Genomic DNA, 18,659 nt, shown 5'->3' on the forward strand with positions numbered 1-18,659 from the left:
CTCAAGCATAGTCAAATAGCGCTCGGCTGTTCGCAGACACGTCGTTACAACTGCCGCCTCTGCCTATATCCCTGTACCGCTGAAGCCACCCATACAAGTGATGTGCTGTCGCTCCATTTACAGGAGCGATGTATGTTTCCCGATTTTCTTATTCCTCAAGCCACGGACAAGCCCGCACCACCGCCTGCTACCGAGAGCCTGCACGGGCCTTTTCTGGAGGCTGCGGTGCCGCCATGGCTGATCGATGCTTCTGCTCTGAGAAAGGCCGAGTTCAAACAGGCCAGGACCGTCCTGCCGAACTGGTACAGCACCATGGAACCGGCACACCGTCGTGTTTTGCATGAAAGCTACGGCCACAGTTTCAGCACGCAGACGCGATTGGACCAGACCATGGCAGCGTTCAAGGACATTGATGCGTTCGCCCGGCCCATCCTGATGCAGGCGCTGAAAAGCCGTTTTCAGGTCGAGGTTGATGTCGACAAAACCCTGTTATGCCTCCGGCGCCCCATACGCGCCGGTCTCCTCGGCGAGGAAATCGGAACTTACGAATCCTTGACGCTCCCTTTGCTGCAGGCGGCGCTGCACAACTTCGAAAGTGACGAATGTCGGTACGGGGCGTTTCACCGCAGCTCCGGGTTCGCAATCCAGAACCCTGCCACGGAGGTCTACACGGCTGTGCCAGTAAATGTGTCGGTCAGAAACTTTCTCGGCCTGTGCCGTGAACTGGATATCGGTGCGAAGTATCAGGCCTATCTCGATTCTTTTTTCCATCCCGAAAACCCCAAGGCCGAGGCGAGGTTGCGCCGGCGGTTCATTGCCAGCCAGAAAACAGCCATGCGTGCGGCGGCTGATCGGGCTTTGTTGACCAGGGACATTCTGCCGGAAGACCACGCGATGATCATTTCGGTCATCAGAGGCGAGCGACATCCCAGAATCGGTCGCAATCAGGTCTGGTTTCAGGACCTGAGCCTGATGAGGCACAGGTTGGTGGGGTGTGTTGCGTTCAAGATCGCCGAAAGGAATCGCCCCACCGAGGCAGTGATTCTTTATGTGCCGAATGATCCGGTACATCCGCTGAAGCGCTATACCGGCACGCAAATGCAGAGCACCTTCAAGCGGCTGCTGACCGCTCGTGTTCCAGGGCAGTCGGCAGACATCGAACCGACGCCTTACCAGCGGTTTCTGAGCCAGTTCTTGCCCTACGAAAAACGTCCTTACTACTTCAGCCAGTTCGTGAAGGTTGCCGACTCTGCGTCCGACTGGCTGACGTCGCCCTGGCGCAAAATACTGGAAGCCACACTGACCGCAATCGAGATATGGAAAACCTCGCCCAAATACGCGAAGAGAGTGCCGGAGCCCGATCCCTACATTGCCGCCGCGTTGATGCCCCACGTGCAGGCTTTTCCCTGGGCAGCCAATTCTGACCTGTGGACTTACCTCTATGAAAAGCACCGCGAGAAGGTCTTCGCTGATGCCCGCTGCCACGCGGTTCCAACCGCCGACGTGGACGCCAGTGCACGAAACGCCAAACTGTCAGGCCTGCTGCAATTCGGCCTGCTGGCGCTGAATGTGGCGTCGATGTTTGTGCCGGTGCTGGGCGAGATCATGCTGGTGGTGATGGCCGGCCAGTTGTTGTTCGAAACCATCGAGGGCGTGGTCGAATGGAGCGAGGGTGACAGGCACGCCGCCAAGGCGCACTTCGTGGATGTAGCGGAGAACCTCGCGCAGATTGCAGTCATGGCGGCAGTCGGCGCGGGTTTCAAACGGCTGACGGCGGTAAAGGCGGAGCCGCTGATCGAGCAACTGCATCCCGTGACTCTGCCCACTGGCGAAACCCGTCTGTGGAAGCCCGGCTTCAGTGGCTATGAACAGCACCTCACGTTGAGTGGATCAGTGCGGCCGAATGCACAGGGGCAGTACCGGATCGACGGCAAAATCTGTTTCCGCCATGGCGGCAGGTTCTACGAACAGACACTCGATGAGTCAACCGCTCAATGGCGTCTCAAACATCCCAGCGATGCCGACGCTTATCAGCCAGTCCTGAGTCATAACGGTCAGGGCGCCTGGCGGCTGGCGCTGGAGCAGCCGATGGACTGGGAGCGACTGACCCTGCTGCGGCGCATGGGGCATATCACCGACGACTTCAGCGATGAATCCCTGTTGATGCTCGCCGATATCAGCGCCGTCAGTGACAACGCCTTGCGCAAAATGCACATGGATCATCTACCGCCACCTCCTGAATTGCACGACGCGATGCGCCTGTTTCGCGCCGATAGGGGAGCCAGGCAAACGATCGAGCAACTGCGCGGAGCGAGGCCCATTGATGAGGGGTATCTGTACGCACTGCCTCTGGTCACCGAAATGCCGCAGTGGCCGGCCGATCGGATACTGGAGTTTTTCCTCGGTGCCGAGGGCGAAGGATCGTCGATTCGGTACGGTGCGCAGACGTCACTGCCCGGGTTTGATCGCAAACCGGTCATCCGTATCAGCCGTGCGCAGGTACTGAACGGAGAAATGCCTGCACGAATTCTGGCAGCGCTGCAGGAAAAAGAAGTACGCCAGCTCCTGGGCCCGGCCGACGCGCAGTTTCGTCCAGCGAGGCCAGACGCATTCAGTCGCAGGCTCGCCGATTATGCCCATACACGACAGTCGGCCATTTTCGACAGCCTTTACCGAGGCAGCGAACCGCTGGGCATACGTGGGCGCATGCTGCAGCGTGAATGTCCCGGACTCAGCGATGCGGCCGCAGAGGATGTGCTCGATCATGCAACGGCGGCGGAACTGGCTCGAATGGACGCTGCCGGACGCTCCCCGTTGAAAATGCTCGAAGAGGCTCGCTGGCATGCTCGCCAGGGACGCCAGGTTCGCGCATTCGCCGGTTTGCACAGCGAGAACCTGGCTTCGGCAGACAGCCGAAGGCTGGCACTGTTTGCGCTGGAACAGTTGCCAGGATGGCCGCAGACATTACGCCTGGAAATTCGCGAGGGCAGCACAACCGGCGCGCTGCTCGACAGCATCGGTGGGCCTGCGGCACCGGTGAAACGCTATCTGGTGAAGAACGGGCCTGCTTATCAGGCCTTCGGTGATCACGCAGAAGCGCTCAACAGGTTATCGAATGCAGAGGACAGCTTCTATCATTCGCTCCTGCACGCGCTGCCCGATGACATACGCTTGGCCATTGACTTGCCGGAAGGAAGCCCTGGCAGCGAACTGCAACATAAAATCATCGGCTCGGCCCATGCGCATCGACGCCAAGCTGCGCACGTTCTGGCGCCGCAAGCCAAAGCGTTCAAACCACCGGTGCGGGTGAGCGCGAGGCTCAAGGGCTATTACGCCAGTGGCCGTGGACCAAACCTTTCGCCATCCCTGGAGTCACGGGTGGCGCATCTCTATCCGCAGGCGCGGCAGGCCGAGGCGTTCCTCACCCAGCAACGCGGCAGAAGTAATGCGCAGATCTTCAGCGAACTGGAGTCCCGGCGGGAAGACTGGGAAAGACTCGATACCACCCTGGAGCAATGGCAGGCTGGCCCGACCGGGAGCCAGGCCGCGCTGCACCGGGCGCAAGTTGCTCAGGCACTCAGGAATGCCTGGCGCAATGGCCCGCTGGCCGGGCAAGAAGTCGAAGCCGGGCGTCTCTCGCTGGTGTGCGATACGCCGTTGCCTGCGCTCTCCACACACTTTGCCCATATCAATGAACTGTCCCTGACGGGACTGGGCATAACGGATGCCAATGCGGACAGTTTTCTGTCGGCCTTCCCGAATGTCACGGATTTGTCGATCGGCGAACTGGGGCAACCTGCCGTTGGCCCCATGTCTGGGACCGGCGCGCTGACGACCCTGCCGGAGGCGGTCGGCCGAATGCCCGGACTGACCCGTCTGCGTTTTTCCACCGATGCGGCGTTACTGGCGCCAAGCTTTTCTCAACGGCTCAGCTCGCTTGCCAGGCTGGAAGCGCTGCGCATCGATTACTCAGGAGTCGATTCAACCACTCTGCATGAACTTGACCTGACGCCATTGACCCGCCTGCGCAGCCTGCGCATTGACGCGCCCCGTGCCTTGTGGCGATGGCCCGCGTACGTTGAGCGCCTTGCGCATCTTGAGCGTCTGGATCTGACGCATACGTTGATAGAGACGCTGCCCGAATCGCTGTATCACGATCAAGAGCAGCTTTGGGCCGGGCTGGCGCTCGACTGGTCGAGGGTGACCCCGGCGACCTTCCGGCGCGCTTACGAATACGTCAGCCAATATTCCGGCCCACTGGGCCACCTGCTCGATCTGCATCAGATGGTCGGCGAGTTCTGCCGCGCCGAACTCGACACGATGGCGCCAATGCCGAATTTCACTGACCCGTTATCCGCAGCGTTCAACGCGGCCTGGGGGACACCGCAGGCCAGAGTTACCGCCATCGAACAGCTTCGGGCGGAGCATGAAGCCATTTTCGCGGCGTTCTACACACCCTCCCTGCGGCATGGAACACGTTATGCGACCCTCCGGCGCCAGTGGTCCACGGGGCCTAACGCCGACGTCGTCAGTGCGCTCAAAACCAACTGGTATGGCACGGTTCGCCAACGGTACGGCCTGACCGCCAACGTGGCGACATTTGAATTGCCGGTGACCCGATCAGGCCACGCCATATCGCCGGCTACAGACTTGATCACCGAGTTGCCGCCACTGCCGGCAGGCAGTTTCTCCCACGTGCGTACGGTGCGCCTGGGAAGGCTGGACGTCCCCATCGAACAGGCTCGGCACTTTCTCCGCGCGTTCAGTCATGTCGAATCACTTGAATTCAGCGGTAATACCTTCACCGAGCTGCCCTTTGCGCCGGATGAGCTGTCAGCGCTGATGCATCTGGATGCAGCGGGCAACAGGATCGAGGTTACGCCTGTCGTGCAGCGGCAGATCGACGGATTGCAGCGTCTCAGAAGGTTGAATTTGAGTAACAACCCGCTGGGCAACATCGATGTCAGCCTGTTGAGCCGATTGCGTGCCCTGAGCCTGAGATCGACGCAGTTGCGAACCTGGCCCGCCGGTGCCGAAAACCTGCCTCGGTTGACCTGGCTCGACCTGCGAGACAACCGGGTCTCGTCACTGCCCCCGTCGGTGTTGACCCATCCCGACGCGCTGATGAGAGCCAACCTGACCGGTAACGTATTCAGTCCTGAGGGTGAAGCAAGCCTGCACGCGGCGCTGCGGCGTATCGAGCAGGAACGGTGGCTGGGGCAGGGCACACTGGCGCGATTCGGCGCAGAACCGGTACCGGAGGCTTTCCCTCCTGCGGAAACAGGCTGGTCGTTTATCGAGCTGATGCTCTCGCTTCCGGAAGCTGCGACGGTGCTTCAAGGGCAAACGGGGCCGTCGACGCAGTTGCAACGACTGACTCGCCTCATGCCGGTCGAGCAAGCGCGGCTTCACTTGCAGAATCTGCGGGCGTCGGGGGCGAGCGATGCGCAGGTCGAAGCACGGATCACCGAATGGCAGCACCTTGGCGAGGCATTGGTCCGTCGGGCGAATGATTGGCTGTACACCCGCGAAGTGCGCACGGACACCTACAGGACCAATGCGCGAGACCGATCGGTCGCGGCGAGGCGCCTCTTCGAAGCCTGGCTGGACGGGCTCACAGAGCCTGTCGACAGGGCCCGGCTGGATCTGGATTTCCAAGGCCTGCAAACCGGTGATTTGCCGGAACTGGCAGTGCCGATTCCTGCAGTCAGAACGCTGGATCTGAGCCGCGTGGGCATGACCACGCGGGGCTCGGACGGGTTTCTCGCGGCTTTTCCCCATGTCGAAACCTTGTACATCAGTGGCAATCCCTTGGGGTCGGTGCCTGCGCCGGTACTGCGAATGCAGCATCTGCAACATCTGGAGATGCAGTATTGCGATCTCGCGGACGCGACGGACCTTTACCCGTTGCTGGCCCGTGCGCCTCTTCGCAGGCTGGATGTCGGCTACAACGAACTTCGTGTCTTCAACCCGCCCGACTTTGGCGCTGTCCAGACCCTGGACTTGCGTTACAACCACCTGACTGCATGGCCTGGCCGTGTATTCGACGCGCCGCAGTTGCATAGCTTGAACCTGAGCGGCAATGAGCTCACACGCATTCCCGGGGAATTGTTCAGCGGCGAGCACGAGCGTCTGATCCGGGGGACTGATCTCTCCGAAAATCGACGCTTGTCCCTTTCTGCTTTGCAGGACATGCGCCGCTATGCGCGTGAGCAGTCGGCGTCGCACGTGCTGGGAATGTCACGCCGAAACATTGAAACGATGATCGACACACACCTTTTCGGCGATCTGTTCGGTGGCGCAGAACCGGTCGGCATTCCCGAAGACGACGTCGGCAATGTGGACCTGGACGATCCTGAGGCCGCTGTCCTCCCTATCGAAGAGGTCCTGGATCCGCTCAACGATGTGGCCCCGAGATCAAGAGATCCGTGGCTCCAGCGCAGCGACGTGACGCTCGCGGCTCGCAGGGCGGACATCTGGGAGCAACTGGCGCAAGAGCCCGATCACCAGCGTTTTTTTCAGTTGCTGCGTTTGTTGCGCGACACGGAGGACTTCCGGCTGGTACCGGCCGACCTGACGCGCAGAATGTGGGATGTCATGCAAGCAGCCACCGAGAGCAGCGAACTGCGCCAGTTGCTGTTTCTCGGCGCTGAAAGCCATGGCACGTGCCCGGACGGGCGGATTCTGACATTCAGCGACATGGAAGTGCGGGTGTCGGTGTATCGGGCACTGCACGACATCCCGGTGCATCGGATGGCGCTAAAGGGCCGGGCGTTATTGCGTCTGTCCCGGCAATTGTTTCGTCTGGACAGGATCGAGACGCTGGCTGACGCCGCAGGGCGGGGCAGGGATCGTGCCGAGGTGCGCCTGAAATATCGTATCGGTCTGACCGGTGGCTGGGGCGATGGGGTGGATCTGCCCGGGCAGCCGGCCTACATGCTCTATGACGAACCCCTCAGCGGTGAACTGCTGACTCAGACCCGGGCCTCGATCCTCGAGGCGGAGCGGACCGATGCACTGCCACTGAGCATGATCGCCCGCGATTACTGGATCACCTATCTGGAGGAACGCCTCCCGCTGGAGATGCAGGCGATTGACTCCGCAGTTGATCAGCAACGCCAGGAACGCTGGAGTGCGTTGGATGATCGGCTCTCCCGGGGTGAAATCGATGCGCGAGAGTACGATCGGGAACTGGTCGATCTGGGCAAGGCCATGGAACGGCTGCTCACCCAGAAACGTCTCGAGCTGACACGTCGGGAGATCGTCGATCTGCAGAGCTTTGCCGATGAGGCCGAAGAGGGTGATCGAGTCACGCCGACACCGGGACCTTCGAGCCGCCCTTGACGGGCGCGGCCTGGCGTTGAAGATTGCGCCGTGAGTGATATACATCAGGTTACTCACGGCCGCACCGGCAATACCCGGATACCGCAGATCCGCTGACGGGACATGTTCTGCTGATCGCTCCATCAAACCAGGAGTGATCATGGTCACTATCCCATCCAGCCCAGAGACGCCGCACGCTGCGCCGCTCGCACGAGTTGTCGCTGGCAGCCAGCCGACAAAGCTCAATACAACGCAAAGCCTGCACCGGGATTTTCTCGAAAAGTCCATCCCGCCGTGGCTGTCCAGTGCTTCGTCGCAACGGCGCGAAGCGCTCAAAAACCTTCCGACTGCGCTGCCAGCGTGGTACCTCGACGCGACGCCGGAACAACGCAAGACGCTGGCCGACAGCATGAAGGCCAGTGTTGTCGCCCAGAACGATCTAGATAGAACCATGGCGACCCTTCAGGACGTCGAGACATTTGCCAGGCCATTGCTGCTCAAAGCGCTCAAGGATCGGCATCAATTACAAACCGATGTCGACAAGACGTTCCTGTGCCTGCGGCGTCCCGTCGAACTGGGCATTGAAAAGATCGAGCTGGCGTCCTTCGAGGTCCTCAAGCTGTCGATGCTGGAAGCCGCGCTGCACAACTTCGAAGCTGACGAATGCAAGCAGGGCGCTTATCACCCGACATCGGGTTTCGTGGTAGCCACCTCCACCCCAGATACATTCGAGCACGTGAGCATCGGCCTGACGGTGACGCAGTTCCTGACGCTTTGCCGAGAGCTGGATGTCGGCAAGCAGTATCAGAGCTATTTGACGACATTCTTCCACCCGGCCGATGCGGTGGCAGAGGCGGTGCTCAGCGAGCGCTTCATTGCCAGCCAAAAGGCGACGATGCGCGCCGCAGCCGATCAGGCGCTGTTGCAAAAAGACATTGAGCCGGCGGATCACGCAATGATTGTGTCGGTGATCAACGGCAACATGCACCCGTGGATGGGCGATAAACAGGTCTGGTTCAGTGACCTGGGCGTGATGAAAAAAAGGCTCACCGGGTGCGTGGTGTTTGTCATTTGCCAGAAGTACCGCTACGGCGACGAGCTGATTCTTTACATCCCTCACGATCCGGAGCACCCGCTCAAGCGCTACACCGTCCAGCAGATGCGCGATGAGTTCAAGCGCTTGCTCACCGCCCGCGATCCCGTCCAAGAGCCCGGCGCAGAACCGACCGCGTACCAGCGCTTTCTCAGCGAGTTTCTGCCGTATGACCAGCGTGCCTATTATTTCAGCCAGTTCAGACAAAAGGCGGCCGGTTCCCCGAGCGATGCCTGGGCAATATGGCGCTCGCCATGGCTGGCTGTGGCGCAGGTGCTGGCGGGCGGTTCGGTGTTCACCCGGATCCGTGAACTGCCACCCGAGCGTGAGATCAGGTGGGATCCTGTGCCTGATCCCTACATTGCGCCATCGATGTTCGGTCGCAGCGGACGGGGGATTTGGGCGCCCAATGAGGATCTCTGGCAATACCTTTACACCCAGAGCCGCGCCAAGGTATTGGCCGACGCACGCAGCCATGCCGTGCCATCGGCGGATGTCGATGCGAAGGCCCGGGACGCCAAGCTCGCTCATCTGCTGCAGATCGGCATGCTCGGCCTGAACCTGGTCTCGATGTTCGTGCCGGTGCTGGGCGAGGTCATGATGGTGGTGATGGCCGGGCAATTGCTGAATGAAACCCTGGAAGGCGCGATTGAATGGAGTGAGGGCGATCGTCGGGCGGCGAAGGATCACCTGATCGATGTCGCGGAGAATCTGGCGCAGATTGCGTTGATGGCGGGGGTGGGGGCCGGGGTGCAGAAAATCTCCAGTGCCAGAGCCGTGCCGGTCATCGAGCGGCTGCAGCCTGTAACACTGCCCGACGGCGAAGCTCGTCTGTGGAGAGCCGACCTGAGAGCCTACGAGTCCGCTGTCACGCTGCCAGACAGCCCCGGCCCGAATCCTGCCGGCCAGCATGTGCTGGAAGGTCAGACCTTCATCCGCCAGGGCGGTAAGGTCTACGAGCAGTTTTACGATGAGTCGATCAGCAAATGGCGCATCAAGCACCCGACCGATGCCCGCGCCTGGCAGCCAGTGCTCGAGAGCAACGGACGCGGTGCCTGGCGGCATACGCTGGAGAGGCCGCGGGACTGGGATCGTCTGACCCTGCTGCGGCGCATCGGCCACGAAACCGAAGCCTTCACCGACGCGCAGTTGATCAAGGCTGCCGATATCAGCGGTGTCAGCGACGCCGCTCTGCGCAAGATGCACGTCGATTCTGCGCTGCCTCCACCGGAACTGACCCAGGCCATGCGCGTGATGCAGGCGGATAGCAACGCGGCACTGGTAGTCGAACAGTTGCGCGGGACAAAACCGATCGACGAACTGTATCTCTATGCGTTGCCGCTGATCACCGAAATGCCGCGCTGGCCGGCGAACCGGGTGCTGGAAGTATTCGACGGCGAGCAACTGTCCGGCAAGTCGGTCAGGTACGGTTTCGCACGGCGCTTTCGCGACGTCGGCGTCAAGGCACCGATTCAGATATCGCGGGCCGATATTCTCAGCGGTGGCCTGCCAGCACATATCCTCGCGGCGCTGGACGAGTCGGAAGTCACCCGGCTCCTGGGCGAGCAAGGCGCACGCGTGCGCGATGCGCGGCCGGCAGAGTTCGGCAAGCAGATCGCCGACTACGCCGACACTCGTCAGCCGGCAATCTACGACAGCCTCTACAAGGGAACCGACTCCATCGATTCGCGGATTGCGCGTTTGCAGAAGGCCTGCCCTGGACTCAGCGAACCCGCGGCACAAACGGTGCTGGCCCATGGACGCCCCGATGATCTCGAGCGACTGGACTCAGGCCATCGAGTGCCGCTACGCCTGCTGGAAGAGGCACGCTGGTACGCCCGCCAAAGCCGACAAGTTGCGGCCTATGCCGGCCTGCGCAGTGAAAACGTCGCTTCGGCGGACAGCCGGCGCTTGGCATTGCACACGCTGGAGCAGCTGCCGGGTTGGACGGACAGCGTTCGCATTGAAGTTCGCGAGGGCCATGACGCCGGCCTGCTGCTGGACAGCATCGGCAGTGAAACAGCCAGCGAGAAGAAATACCTGATCAAGAAAGGCGCTCAGTTTCAGGCGTTCGACGAACTCGGTCTTGCACTCAACAGCCTGCCGCGCAACGGCGACAACTTTTACTCATCGATCATGCATGCCTTGCCTGATGAAGTGCGCCGCAGCCTCGGTGTGCCCGAGGTGGGGCAGTCGGCCCGGTTACAGCAAAAGATCATCGATCATGCCGATCGGCATCAGGCAGATGCGCCTGCGCTGCTCGCGCCTCAGGTCAAATGGATCAAGCCGCCCGTGCGTGTGAACACTACGTTGATCGGTTACCCCGCGAGCGGACGCGGCGCCGGGTTGCAAATGAACCTGACCGATCATGTGTGCGATGTCTATCCGCAGCTTACCTACGAACAGGCTAACGGTTTCATTCTCGAGCAGTACCGGACGGGTAAAGACGACAACGCGATTTTCCAGCTGTTGCAATCACGCCGCGAAGAATGGCAGCAGTTGAACAGGACGCTGGATGAATGGGCAGGCACATCCACGGCGGCGCCTTGGGAACGTTCTGCAACGGATCACAAGTTTCGCGCCGCGCAAGCGTTGAAAACCTGCTGGCGCAACGCCTTGTCCACCGGAGTTTCAGGTGCCGATGAACTTTCGATACTCACTTATGACCCGCTGCCAGAGCTGACGGCAGACTTCGCCCATGTGCGTAAACTTTCGATTGGCGGCAATGGCATCACCGACGCCAATGCGGACGCCTTTCTGGCGCGATTTGCCAACGTGCAAAAGCTGTCGCTGGGGGAGCGTGGCAGTCTGTTTGGCGCCTACATGGCGCATGAGCAGGCACTGACAACCTTGCCTCTAACTGTGACCCGGATGTCTGCACTGAGGAAACTCAAGTTCAGGACGGCAGCCACGGTGATGGCCTCCGACCTGTCGAGCAGACTGAGTACGCTGACCGCCCTTGAGGAGCTTCATCTTGCTTTCCTCGACGGCGGGAGCCATGCCGCTGGCCTGGATCTGACGCCCCTCAAACGCCTGAAGAAACTCCGGATCGAAGCGTCGGGCCTGACGCAATGGCCGGCCTATGTGCAGCAACTGCCTGAACTGGAACGACTGGACCTGACGCAGACCGCCATCGCTTCCATTCCCCAATCGCTCTATGTCGGACACGAAAGACTCTGGGCAGGTTTGTCGCTGGACTGGTCCATGTTCTCCCATGAAGCGTTCAAACCCGCTTACGACTATGTGAAAAACTACATGGGGCAGTGGCGACATCTGGTTGATCTGGACTTGATGGTTCGCCGCTATTGCGCCGGAGAACTGCAGTTCCTCACGGGCGAAGCCGGCCGCCTCAACCCGTTGCCTCAGCGCATCATGACCCTCTGGAACACCCCGGAAACCCGGCTCAAGGCTGTGGAGATTCTGCGTGTGGAGCACACCGCGATTTTCCGCCAGTTCTACGAGGCCAGCGCATCCGATGGATTGCGCACTGCAATTCCCGCCGCCCGCTGGCAAGTGCAGCCCAATGCACGGGTGGTACGTGCTCTGGAAAAGAACTGGCGTGCAGCCATCCGCCGGCGCTATCGCTTGAACGACGACGTTCGTCCTTTCAATGGGACGAACTGGGCAGCCAGTATCGATCTCGACGATGCCGGTGTGTTTGAACTGGTGGACACTGCATGGGTACAGGGCGAGGAGTCGGTCAGTGAGCTGCCGCGATTGCCCGCCGGTGCGTTTGCTCACGTACAGAGCGTTCGGCTGGACCGGTTGAATGTGCCGATCGACCAGATTCGCGATTTTCTCCAGGCATTCAGTGGCACCACCAGCCTGGAAGTCACCGCATGCGGATTGACGGAACTGCCGGTCCGGCCCGCCGATGCAAGCCACCTGACGCAACTGGACGTGTCTCTCAACCTTATCGGCGTTACCCCTGAGGTGCAGAGCCAGTTCAATGCCCTGAACAAACTGGAGCATCTCAATGCGCGGCTCAATCGCCTGGACACACTGGACGTTTCTCGGCTGACCGGGCTCAAGACGTTGAACCTCAGCTCCAATGGCTTCAATCAATGGCCGACCGGGGCGGAAAGCCTGCCGCACTTGCGGACATTGGATTTACGACATAACACCATTGGGTCGCTCCCCGATCAGGTGCTTGCCAACGACGCTGTGCTGCTGAAGACCCGTCTGCAGAACAACCGCTTCAGTACTGAAGGCGAGGCGGACATGCGGGCGGCGCAGCGCCGGATTGAAATGTCCGTTGGTTTGCCGGAAGGCGCCTTGCAACGGTTCGACGCGCAAACGGCGTCATTGCCGGCCAATCCAAGCGCGACCCCGCCGGAAAGTGCGCTGGAGCGCGCCGGTCAGCTGTTAGCGCTTGCGCCCGTTGCTGCAACTGGCGCCAGTTCGGACATGAATGCCCGTGTGCTGGAGATATTTCCCTCGCTGACCCTTGAACAAGCGCAAGCCAGCGTTGCCCGATTGCGCGTTGAAGGCCTGTCCCCGGAGCAAATGGCGGACAGGCTGACCCAGTGGCGAGCAAGTGACGAGACGCTGACGCGTGAGTTGAACGGCTGGATTTTCGGCGCGGCGCCAGGACCTGGTGAAAGCGTGTCATCGTCCACAAGGTTCTTCAACGCGACGAGGATCCGCAATTGCTGGCGGGACGGTCTGACAGGGCTTTCCGAGTCTGCCGGACCAACGCTGAGCCTTTCAGCGGGGGTCATGAGCGATCTGCCCGCGCTGTCAAATGTGTTTGCCCATGTGCGGACACTGGATCTGACCGGGGTCAAGTTTTCAGTCGATAGCTTCAACCTCTTTTGCCCGGCGTTCCCTGAGTTGACCACCCTGAAACTCAACGGCAATGCACTGGAGCGGCTGCCCGAAGCTGTCGGTCGTCTGACCCGCCTGGAACGTCTGGAGTTGAGCGGTAATCGGCTGGCCGTGGCACAAACCGTGTATCAGCACGCGGGTGGGTCGCAGTTGCGCTGGCTCGACCTCAGCCACAATCAGCTGGAGGAGTTCAGCGCCACCAACTTCCCCCGTCTGGAGACCCTCGATCTCAGCCAGAACGGGCTGGGATTCTGGCCTGATGGCGTGCTCGATCTGGCGCATTTGCAACGCCTGGACCTGTCGGGCAACAACATCATGGTCTTTCCGGATCGGCTGTTGGATGGCAACCATGAAGCGCTGGTGGACGGCACCGACCTGTCCGAAAACTCGCTGTCGCTCAATGGCCTGCAGCAACTGCGCGAATACAGTGCGGCCAACGCAGACCGTGATGTCATGGGTTATTCCCAGGATTTTCTGCAGGGTGAAATTGCCGAACGCGAATTGGAGACCGATAGCGATTCGGATTCTGGCTCCGGTCAGGGATCGGATTCGGATTCCGACAGCGATGGCCCAAGTGGGGGTGGCGGTGCCAGGCCCGTTGATACCCGCGCCGTCGTGCAGGCAGCGGAGTTCATTGCCTATCCGGCGCGAGATACGGCAGCGCCAGCGATGGCCGCCTGGATGACGTACACCCATGCAGATGCGCAAGCCGCGCGGCAGGCGTTATGGCTGCAATTGGCTGATCAGGACAACCATGAGCCGTTCTTTCATTTGCTCTCGACCTTGCCCGATACCCTCGAATTCAGTTTGTCAGGTGCCGATCTGACCCATCGGGTCTGGCAAGTCATCGAGGCGGCCACGGAAAATGCCCAACTGCGCGACCTGTTGTTTCTCAACGCCGAAACCCACGGCACCTGCCCTGATGGGCGAATCCTGTCGTTCAGCGAGCTGGAAACCCGCGTCTATGAATACATCGCCCTGCGCGATATTCCACGGCACCGTCCAGAACAGCGTGGCAGGGCCTTGCTTGATCTGAGTCGACGTCTGTTCCGCCTGGAAAGGGTTGACCGACTGGCCGAAGCTGCCGCCAGGTACAAGGACCGCGCGGAAGTCCGCCTGCAATACCGCATCGGCATGACTCGCGGCTGGCCGGACGGCCTGGAATTGCCGGCTCAACCAGAGCACATGCTGTACGCCACACCGATTCGCGGGCAGCGGTTGATTGATGCGCGTGCAGCCGTTCTCGCCGATGAAGCGTCGGACATGTTTCTGGAGGATCTGATCGGTCGCGATTACTGGATCCGCTATTTGCGCGAGCGCAACCCCGAGGTATTCGAGACACTCGAAAGCAACGCGAGCCGGCGTCAGGAGGAGGTCGAGGACCTCTACCCGGACAAAGACGATAGCGAGGCGACTCGTAACCGCTACCTGGAGGCGATGGCCGCACTGGAGATCGAACTGGCGGAAGCGCGCATTGAAAAGTTGAAAGAACTGTCTCGCGCGCAAATGCAGAGTCTGGCGCTGGTGGGCGAAGGCACGGCACAACCTGATCCTTCTTCACCGCAGCCCGGCCCATCATGGCGCCCGTGAGCGGATGAATGATGAGGCCCGGGAGCAAGGTGCTGTCGGGCCTCATGCATCTCAGCTGTCGTAACCCAGATTCGGCGCAAGCCAGCGCTCGGTCACGCTCAGGTCCTGGCCTTTGCGCGCGGTATAGCTCTGCACCTGGTCCTTGTCGATCTTGCCCACGGCAAAGTACTGCGCCTGCGGATGGGCAAAGTACCAGCCACTGACTGCAGCAGCGGGGAACATCGCGTAGTGCTCGGTGAGGAACACGCCGCTGCGCCCGGCACGCATTTCGGCCGCTTCCGGGTCCAGCAGGGTGAACAGCGCGGCTTTCTCGGTGTGATCCGGGCAGGCCGGGTAGCCGGGAGCGGGGCGGATGCCACGGTATTGCTCTTTGATCAGCGCATCGTTATCGAGGGTTTCGTCCTTGGCATAACCCCAGTGCTCTTTGCGCACCTGCTGGTGCAGCCATTCCGCGCAGGCCTCGGCCAAGCGGTCGGCGAGGGCCTTGACCATGATCGAGTTGTAGTCGTCGCCAGCGTCCTGATAGGCCTTGGCCACTTCTTCGGCGCCGATGCCGGCGGTGGTGATGAAACCGCCGACGTAATCGGTGACTTCGCTGTCCTTTGGCGCAACGAAGTCGGCGAGGCAGAAGTTCGGTTTGCCGTCGGTCTTGATGATCTGCTGACGCAGGTGATGCAGCCTGGCCAACGGCTTGCCGTTATCGTCGTACAGTTCGATATCGTCTTCGTTGACCTGATTGGCCGGCCAGAAACCGAATACCGCGCGGGCGCTGATCAGCTTTTCATCGATCAGCTTGGCGAGCATTTCCCGGGCGTCCTTGTACAGCGCGGTGGCGGCTTCACCGACCACTTCGTCCTCGAGGATGCGCGGGAATTTGCCGGCCAGGTCCCAGGAGATGAAAAACGGCGTCCAGTCGATGTATTCGGTCAGCACCTTCAAATCGATATTGTCGAGCACCTTGCTGCCGGTGAAGGTCGGTTGCACTGGCTGATAGCTGGCCCAGTCAAATTGTGGCTTCTTGGCGATCGCGGCGGCATAGCTCAGGCGTTCGGTGCGGGCGCTGCGATTGGACGTGCGCTCGCGCACGTCGATGTATTCCAGACGGGTTTTCTCGACGAAACCGGCTTTCAATTCCTTGGACAGCAACTGCGTCGCCACACCCACGGCGCGCGAGGCGTCGGTCACATAGACCACGGCATCGTTGCTGTACTTCGGCTCGATCTTCACCGCCGTGTGCGCCTTGGAGGTGGTCGCGCCGCCGATCATCAGCGGCAGATGGAAGTCCTGGCGCTGCATTTCGCGGGCAACGTGAACCATTTCATCCAGCGACGGGGTGATCAGGCCGGAGAGGCCGATGATGTCGCATTTCTGTTCTTTGGCGACCTGCAGGATCTTCTCGGCCGGGACCATCACGCCGAGGTCGACGATGTCATAGCCGTTGCAGCCGAGCACCACGCCAACGATGTTCTTGCCGATGTCGTGCACATCGCCTTTCACCGTGGCCATGAGGATCTTGCCCTTGGCTTCCGGTTTGTCGCCTTTTTCCAGTTCGATGAACGGAATCAAGTGGGCCACGGCCTGCTTCATGACGCGGGCGGATTTGACCACTTGCGGGAGGAACATTTTGCCGGCGCCGAACAGGTCGCCGACGATGTTCATGCCGGACATCAACGGGCCTTCGATCACTTCGATCGGCCGCGCAAACGACTGTCGGGACTCTTCGGTGTCTTCGACGATGTGCGTGGTGATGCCCTTGACCAGCGCGTGTTCCAGACGCTTGTTGACGTCCCAGTTGCGCCACTCTTCGGTCTCGGCTTCCTTGACGCTGCCGTCGCCCTTGTACTTGTCGGCGATGGCGAGGAGAGCGTCGGTGCCGTCCGGGGTGCGGTTGAGGATCACATCTTCAACGGCGTCGCGCAGCTCCACCGGGATCTGGTCGTAGATCTCCAGCTGACCGGCGTTGACGATGCCCATGGTCAGGCCGGCGCGGATCGCGTAGAGCAGGAACACCGAGTGAATCGCCTCACGCACCGGGTTGTTGCCACGGAACGAGAACGACACGTTGGACACGCCGCCGGAGCTCAGCGCATACGGCAGCTCGTCGCGGATGTAGGCGCAGGCATTGATGAAGTCGACGGCGTAATTGTTGTGCTCTTCGATGCCGGTGGCGACGGCGAAGATGTTCGGGTCGAAGATGATGTCTTCCGGCGGGAAGCCGACTTCATTGACCAGAATGTCGTAGGAGCGTTTGCAGATCTCTTTCTTGCGCGCTTCGGTGTCGGCCTGACCGGCTTCGTCGAAGGCCATCACCACCACTGCAGCACCGTAGCGCTTGCACAGTCGGGCGTGATGGATGAACTGCTCGACGCCTTCTTTCATGCTGATCGAGTTGACGATGCCCTTGCCCTGAATGCACTTGAGGCCGGCTTCGATGACTTCCCATTTCGACGAGTCGATCATGATCGGCACACGCGAGATGTCCGGTTCGCCGGCGATCAGATTGAGGAAGGTGACCATGGCCTTCTTCGAATCGAGCATGCCCTCGTCCATGTTGATGTCGATGATCTGCGCGCCGGCCTCGACCTGCTGCAGAGCGACTTCGAGGGCTTCGGTGTAGTTGTCTTCACGAATCAGCCGGGCGAACTTTGCCGAACCGGTGATGTTGGTGCGCTCGCCGACGTTGACGAACAGCGAACTGCGATCGATGGTGAACGGCTCCAGGCCAGAGAGGCGGCAGGCTTTGGGGATGTCCGGAATCTGTCGCGGTGCATAACCGGCCACGGCGTTCGCGATGGCTTCGATGTGCCCCGGCGTGGTGCCGCAGCAGCCGCCGACGATGTTGAGGAAACCGCTCTGGGCGAACTCTTCGATGACTTTGGCGGTTTGCGATGGCAGTTCGTCGTACTCGCCGAATTCATTCGGCAGGCCGGCGTTCGGGTGCGCGGAAACGTGGGTGCTGGCCTTGTTCGACAGCTCTTCCAGGTACGGGCGCAGTTCGCTGGCACCAAGGGCGCAGTTCAGCCCCACGGAAATCGGTTTGGCGTGGGCCACCGAGTTCCAGAACGCTTCGGTGGTCTGGCCGGACAGGGTGCGGCCGGAGGCGTCGGTGATCGTGCCGGAAATCATGATCGGCAGTTCGATATGCAGTTCTTCGAACACACCTTGCACGGCGAAGATCGCCGCTTTGGCGTTGAGGGTGTCGAAGATCGTCTCGATCAGGATCAGGTCGGCGCCGCCCTCGATCAGGCCCTTGGTGGCTTCGGTGTAGTTTTCTACCAGCTCGTCGAAGGTCACGTTGCGGTAGCCGGGGTTGTTGACGTCGGGCGACAGCGAGCAGGTGCGGCTGGTCGGGCCGAGCACACCGGCGACGAAGCGCGGCCTGGCCGGATTTTCGGCGGTCTTGGCGTCGGCAATCTTGCGCGCCAGACGTGCGCCTTCTACGTTTAACTCGTATGCCAGCTCTTCCATGCCGTAATCGGCCATGGAAATGCGCGTGGCGTTGAAGGTGTTGGTTTCGAGAATGTCGGCGCCGGCGTCCAGATAGGCTTTTTCGATGCCGCCGATCACGTCCGGACGAGTGATCACCAGCAAGTCGTTGTTGCCCTTGACGTCACTCGGCCAGTCGGCGAAGCGCTTGCCGCGATAATCCTGCTCTTCGAGCTTGTAGCTCTGGATCATCGTGCCCATCCCGCCGTCGAGAATCAGGATGCGCTCTTTGAGGGCTTGCTTGAGAGCTTGAAGGCGGACGCTGCGATCGGACATGTGGACTACTCGAAAAGACCATTACGAAGGAGCGGGATCATAGCAAACCTGTGCGCTTTTAGAG

Annotated in this window: 3 protein-coding genes; 2 read left to right on the forward strand and 1 reads right to left on the reverse strand. The window is 60.8% G+C overall.

All coding sequences use genetic code 11. From position 1 onward, the window contains the following. The first annotated feature begins 132 nt into the window (after positions 1-132). Complete coding sequence (locus DCO47_RS05000; protein WP_116657618.1) at positions 133-7,344, forward strand: NEL-type E3 ubiquitin ligase domain-containing protein; 7,212 nt, start codon at positions 133-135, stop codon at positions 7,342-7,344. A gap of 139 nt (positions 7,345-7,483) precedes the next feature. Then, positions 7,484-14,833 carry an NEL-type E3 ubiquitin ligase domain-containing protein gene (locus tag DCO47_RS05005; protein WP_116657619.1) on the forward strand — a complete coding sequence of 2,450 codons (7,350 nt, stop codon included), beginning with the start codon at positions 7,484-7,486 and terminating at the stop codon, positions 14,831-14,833. Between the two features lie 51 nt (positions 14,834-14,884). Here DCO47_RS05005 and metH read toward each other — a convergent pair whose 3' ends face one another. Continuing rightward, positions 14,885-18,595 (reverse strand): methionine synthase, encoded by a 3,711-nt coding sequence (metH, locus tag DCO47_RS05010; protein ID WP_116657620.1) that lies wholly within the window; start codon positions 18,593-18,595, stop codon positions 14,885-14,887. Positions 18,596-18,659: the final 64 nt, after the last annotated feature.

This window comes from Pseudomonas sp. NDM (genome assembly GCF_003105095.1).
GTDB lineage: Bacteria > Pseudomonadota > Gammaproteobacteria > Pseudomonadales > Pseudomonadaceae > Aquipseudomonas > Aquipseudomonas moraviensis_A.